The organism is Coleofasciculus sp. E2-BRE-01, from assembly GCF_040221695.1.
Taxonomy (GTDB): domain Bacteria; phylum Cyanobacteriota; class Cyanobacteriia; order Cyanobacteriales; family Coleofasciculaceae; genus Coleofasciculus.
On the sequence record NZ_JAVKEA010000005.1, the window covers coordinates 65,926 to 71,925 of the forward strand.

4 protein-coding genes and 1 pseudogene are annotated in these 6,000 nt (G+C 44.5%); all 5 read left to right on the forward strand.

Annotation, left to right across the window (positions count from 1 at the left end; all coding sequences use genetic code 11):
- Positions 1-128: 128 nt before the first annotated feature.
- Positions 129-923: an alpha/beta fold hydrolase gene (locus RIG66_RS00905; protein ID WP_446374321.1), complete on the forward strand. Its 795-nt coding sequence runs from the start codon at positions 129-131 to the stop codon at positions 921-923.
- 386 nt (positions 924-1,309) lie between these two features.
- Positions 1,310-3,505 carry an adenylate/guanylate cyclase domain-containing protein gene (locus RIG66_RS00910; RefSeq protein WP_446374323.1) on the forward strand — a complete coding sequence of 732 codons (2,196 nt, stop codon included), beginning with the start codon at positions 1,310-1,312 and terminating at the stop codon, positions 3,503-3,505.
- Between the two features lie 327 nt (positions 3,506-3,832).
- Positions 3,833-4,120, forward strand: coding sequence for a hypothetical protein (locus RIG66_RS00915; protein ID WP_446374324.1), 288 nt, complete (start codon positions 3,833-3,835; stop codon positions 4,118-4,120).
- Between the two features lie 267 nt (positions 4,121-4,387).
- A complete protein-coding gene (locus RIG66_RS00920) occupies positions 4,388-5,572 on the forward strand; it encodes a GNAT family N-acetyltransferase (RefSeq protein WP_446374326.1) in 1,185 nt (394 codons plus the stop codon).
- Between the two features lie 188 nt (positions 5,573-5,760).
- Positions 5,761-6,000 (forward strand): annotated as a pseudogene (locus RIG66_RS00925) (EamA family transporter); the annotation flags it as partial.

A 6,000-nucleotide genomic window follows, 5' to 3' on the forward strand; every position in this document is an offset into this window, starting at 1 on the left:
ATCTCCTCGTCCTTTTTTATCCACAGTCCAGTAAGTTATGTCAATAGACCTCAAACCCTTACAAATGACAAATGACAAATGACAAATGACGCTCTCCACCGTTAACTTTAATTGTGTCCACCTAACTTATGACAACAAGTGTATTAGAACGCAATCATATCAATATCCTCGGTGAAGGTACTCAGACGATCATCTTTGCCCATGGCTTTGGTTCAGATCAAACCGCTTGGCGTCATCAAGTCGCCGCCTTCGCCTCTGACTATCGGATTGTCCTTTTTGATCATGTCGGTGCAGGAAAATCCGATTTTTCTGCCTATAGTCCCCATCGCTACAGTAGCCTCTATAGCTACGCCGAGGACTTGCTGGAAATCTGTCATGAGTTAAAACTTACAAACTCCATCTTGGTGGGTCACTCAGTCAGTGGTATGATTAGCTTGCTAGCTGCACTCATCGATCCCTCATGCTTCAGCCAGCTTATTTTTGTTGGTGCATCTCCTCGGTATCTCAACGATGTGGGATATGTGGGTGGGTTTGATCAGTCTGACCTAGATGCACTCTATGGGGCGATGTCAGCGAACTACTATGCTTGGGTAAGTGGTTTTGCCTCCATGGTGATGGGAAACCCTGAACGTCCGGAACTGGCAACAGAATTTGCGAATACTCTGACGGCTATTCGTCCAGATATTGCTCAAGCTGTTGCTCGCGTTATATTCCAGTCGGATCACCGGAAAGAGTTACCGCGCCTGAATGTACCGACTCTGATTCTACAATCGAGTGATGATGTTGCTGTACCTCCAGAAGTGGGTCAGTATATGTCAGATAACATCCCTGAGAGTCAGCTAATCAATATAAAAGCATGGGGTCATTTACCTCACTTGAGTGCGCCAGATACCGTAACCCAAGCGATCGCGGCTTATCTTTAGTTCTGAACTTATCTGAACTTAAAGGACGTTGATCTAAGAGTTTATCGTCGGCGTTCTTTGTGCCAGTTGCACTTTGGCTCTGATGACCAACATCCTACTTTACTTATTGTTAATGCTAATTGTTGTCCTTGGATCATCCCAATCAGCTTCCTACATTTAGACGATTTTTAATCGGACTATTGCTGATGCTGGTTGGACTAGATATCCTTAATCCCAGCAGGATCTCGACACTGAGTCTAGCATTGATTGTCTGTACTGTAATCGCTTTGTTACCTCTACCTGCTTGGATTCTGAATCCCTTCACAGCAACAGAAACGGGGGAAGATAAGGGAGATTGTAGAGACGTAGCATGCTACGTCTCTACAGTCAGGGCGGGTTTTGCACAAATGTTATCATCAATAGCTTGCCCGAATTTCCTAAACCCGCCCCAAAAGACGCGCCATGATACCTCTGAACCATCAAAACCCTATCATCAAGGCGAACGAATGGTTCCTCCATCCTCAATCCCCAATCCCCGATCGCTGTCTGTAATAGGGTTGATTTTAATCGGTGGCTGGCTGCTTGTTAGTCGGTATGCCTACTTATGCCCTTGGCTCACAGGAGTGAGTTTGGCAATTGGATGCGGTTTGCTGGTGCGTCGTTTCCTGTTAGAGATTGAATGGAAATTAGCAGCGGGTTCTGTACTCGCCGCGATCGCACAATCCGATACCAATACTCCCGATCAGCTAATTGAGCAGGTTACCCGCTTGTTGTATGAATATAACCAAGCCGACGCCGCGATCGCACTGCGCCAACTCGATCAGGTAACGGCTCAATCACTCGTCAGTTTCCCGCCTACAGCCCTACCGGATAAACTGACAACACCAAAACTCTTTGCTGAAGCCCTAACCCATAACCGCACCCTATTCTATGAGAATTATCCAGCGACGCCCAAAGCAGCCCCTGTGCTTGTCGGTAAAGGTACCAAGTCTCTAGCGGTACTCCCCCTGCGAAAGGAGCAAACAACACAGGAGCAAGGTGCTATCTTATTACTCTGGTATCGCCAAACTTACCTGCCCTCCTATCAGCGTCGCTTTCTAGATTTACTGCTGGGAGAACTCCACACCCTCCTGCGTCTGCAAACCACCACGTTTCGCCTCGAACAACTCCAAGCCCGCTACAATGCCATTTTAGAAATCCCTCAGGGAGTCGTCTTTGTCGATATCAGTGGCGGACAAGGTTGGCTAAATCCAGCCGGGGCAAAGCTTTTGGGATTAAAACAAGGAGAAGCGGAACCGAGTGCGATCGCCCAGGCGATGGCAACCTTACGCAGCAGCGCGGATAATCAGGAGGAGATTGCTAAACAGGCGGCACAGCTTTTTTCCCAACCGGATGCTGAAATTCACGACTGGATCTGGACATTTAGTCAACCCAAATCAGTGGTACTGAGTATCTCAAGTTTGCCGACTTACGGTCAAGATATTCAAGGTCGCCTCTGGTTGTTTAATGATATCACTGAAAAATATTTGGCTCAACAAGCATTAGCTGAACGTACAACCCAACTGGAAACGGCGAATGAACAACTGGAAACCGTTAATGATACATTACGATTTACGCAGTTTTCAATTGATCGAGCGGCTGATGCAATTTTCTGGATTGGGCAAGATGGAAAGCTATTGTATGTCAATTATGCCGCTTGTCGGTTGCTGGGGTATCCTCTGAATGATTTGCTGTCCATGAAAATTCATGAGATTGATGCTAATTTTACCGCTCAGAGTTGGTCAGATCATTGGCAGATTATTAAACAATGTGGTTCTCTTTCCCTTGAATCGTATCATCGCAGTAAAACGGGTAAACGTATCCCCGTGGAAGTGCGAATTAGTTATTTGGAATTTAACGGCAAGGAATATAACTGTGCCTTTGTCCGTGATATTACCGAACGTAAGCAAGCTGAGAAGGCATTACGTTGGGAACAGGAGAAAGCTGATCGTTTATTGTTGAATATTTTACCCAAACCCATTGCCGAGCGATTAAAACAGGAAACCTGTCTCATTGCCGATCGCTTTGCTGATGTGACGATTTTATTTGCCGATCTTGTTGGTTTTACCGATATTTCGGCTCGGATGCCACCCGCGCAATTGGTTTTCTTATTAAATCAAATATTCTCCCGATTTGATAAATTAACGGAAAAGCATGGGTTAGAGAAGATAAAAACAATTGGCGATGCTTATATGATCGCCAGTGGTATTCCCACTCCTCGCAAAGATCATGCTGAAGCTATGATCGAAATGGCATTAGATATGCAAATCGCCATTGCTCGCTTTAACCAGTTTCAGGATGAAAATTTCTGTCTGCGGATTGGGATCAATAGTGGTCCTGTGATTGCTGGGGTAATTGGCACCAAGAAATTTATTTATGATTTGTGGGGAGATGCGGTCAATACCGCTAGCCGCATGGAATCTCATGGCATTCCTGACAAGATTCAGGTTACAGAAACGACATACAAACTCTGTAAGGATAAGTTTTTATTTGAGCAGCGGGGTCAAATTCCGGTTAAAGGTAAGGGAGAAATGATGACTTATATATGTATCAGTCGTAAATAGATTTCCCCCATGCTGCACTAGGTTGATTTGATGGTGTGCGTCTGAAGCTCATCTGCCAACGTGGGGATACTGTGTTGCATTTGATTAAGTTTTGTTATATAATTATTAGCTTGACGAAAATATATTATGTTTTTTTATATTACTAAAAAAACATAAAGTCAAATCCATGTAACTAAAAATGTAATCTTTGTCAATCCGCCAAAGTACACAAAATAATCAGAAAATTTGGCGGAAGCGAAAATATCAGGATCACATAAAAATAAAAGTAATAGTAAATTAAGAGATGTAAATCCCTTTAGCCAAGACGGAGAGATTAGGCTCATGTTCATGTCAACCTTGCTCTATCTGAATCACTACATCAGAATTGAGATGCCAAATCCAGATGTTGATAACACCATCTATGTGTCTATTTGCCGAGCTTCCGGCACCTATGATCCCGATGAGTGCAAACCTCATGTAACGGATTACCAACTCAGTGCCAAGTCCCCTGATCCAAATGATTGGATTAAGGAAGCCATGGATAGCGCGATCGCAACATTGGATAAACTCGGGGTGAAATACTACAACCCAAAGTTTTTGACGGCGCATCCTGCTTGTAGTCAACAAGTCGCTTAAGCCAACGCCGCCGACTGCATCTGGTATCGTTGAACCGGAAAAAATTACCACAAGTTATTCTAGTCCTGTGACAATTGTCACTATTGATAACCTTTTTTGATTAATCTCCTCAGAAGCGCTTTCACACAGCAGTTTGTGCAAGGACGGGTTTTGTATGCCATTTAAGAACATCTAAATCCGTCCCTACAGGGTTTTCATCCATAACCGATCAAGAAATTCTCGATAATGTATTACAATTACATACAAACAGTATTATAAGAGTGCAAAATGGTTATCAGCGCTCAACTTGATTATGGCTGCATCTCCACCCCGGATGAGGCGGAACAACTTGGGGAACTACTGACGCAATGTTTTGGTAGTTCCCTTAACGATGGGCAAGTTTACCTAAATCGTATCGGTCAAGATAATTTTCGTCTTATCCGTCAAGGGGAACAGATTGTTGGCGGTTTAGCTATTTATGCCATGGGACAATGGTACGGGGGTCAGTCCATACCCATGGCAGGAATTGCCGCCGTTGGCATTGCCCCAGAGTATCGAGGTACAGGGGCGGCTTATAAACTGATGCAATGCACACTCCAGGAACTTCATCAGCAAGGCGTACCCATTTCCACCCTCTATGCGGCTACCCAAGTTCTCTATCGCAAAGTCGGCTATGAACAAGCAGGGATTCGGTGTCGTTGGCAGATACCAACCCAGACGATTCAAAAGCGCGATCGCACTTTACCGATGTTCAGGGTAAAACCCGTAAACTATGAGGTTTTTCAGGACTTATATTCTCAACAGGCGCAAACAACCAACGGTAATTTAAATCGAAATTCAGCGATTTGGCAAAGTCTGGTTGAAGCGCCAAATGATCAGTCTGTTTATGCTTATCTTATTGGTGCCAAATCTCAACCGGAAGGCTATGTTATCTGTACCCAATCTTCAAACGCTGAGGGCTTATTGCTGAATATTAAAGATTGGGCATTCCTTACCCCAGCCGCCGCCCAGCGTTTTTGGACATTCTGCGCGGATCATCGTTCTCAGGTGAGGCAAGTAGGTTGGTACAGCTCTTTGATGGATAGTTTAACATTACTCTTACCGGAGCAAACGGCTCAAATTTGTCAACAAGAACGTTGGATGCTGCGGATTCTTGATGTCCCTAAAGCGTTGGAAAAACGAGGATATCCTTTAGAGATTGAAACCGAATTACATTTACAGGTTCAGGATGAATTATTTGCCGCTAATAACGGTAACTTTATCTTGAACGTGTCTCAGGGACGCGGGAAAGTCACGCCCGGAGGGACTGGTGAATTCCGCTTGCATGTAAGGGCGTTGGCTTCTCTGTTTACCAGTTTATTTACACCTGAGCAACTGCAACGGATGGGTTATTTGGATAGTACGGCGGCAGCGTTGTCAAGGGCTAATTCACTATTTTCTGGCTCATTACCTTGGATGCCGGATTTCTTTTAATCGGGATTGGGAATTGGGGTTGGCATTAGTGTTAAGTTAAGCTACAGTCTATACCTTCAATTTAGGAAAGGGCGGGTTTTGTTCTAAATGTTATCGGTGATATTCAAGTTGAGTGGCTAAACCCGCCCCTACAATTGGCAGACGCGCCATGGCACGTCTCTAAATGACTTTTTACTTTTTTTATATTCATGTCACTCCATCAAACTTCGGGTCGCTGGCGCTTGGGATTAGCGCTATCTTTAATTACTGTATTTATGTGGGGGATTCTCCCTCTAGCGCTAACCATAACTCTTCAGGTGTTGGATGTTTATACAATCACCTGGTTTCGTTTTCTTATGGCTTTTGGATTGCTGGCGCTTTTTTTAGCCACAAGACAACAGTTTCCGTCATTACAGCAACTGCGGTCAGCGTCTCTGGGACTATTAGCG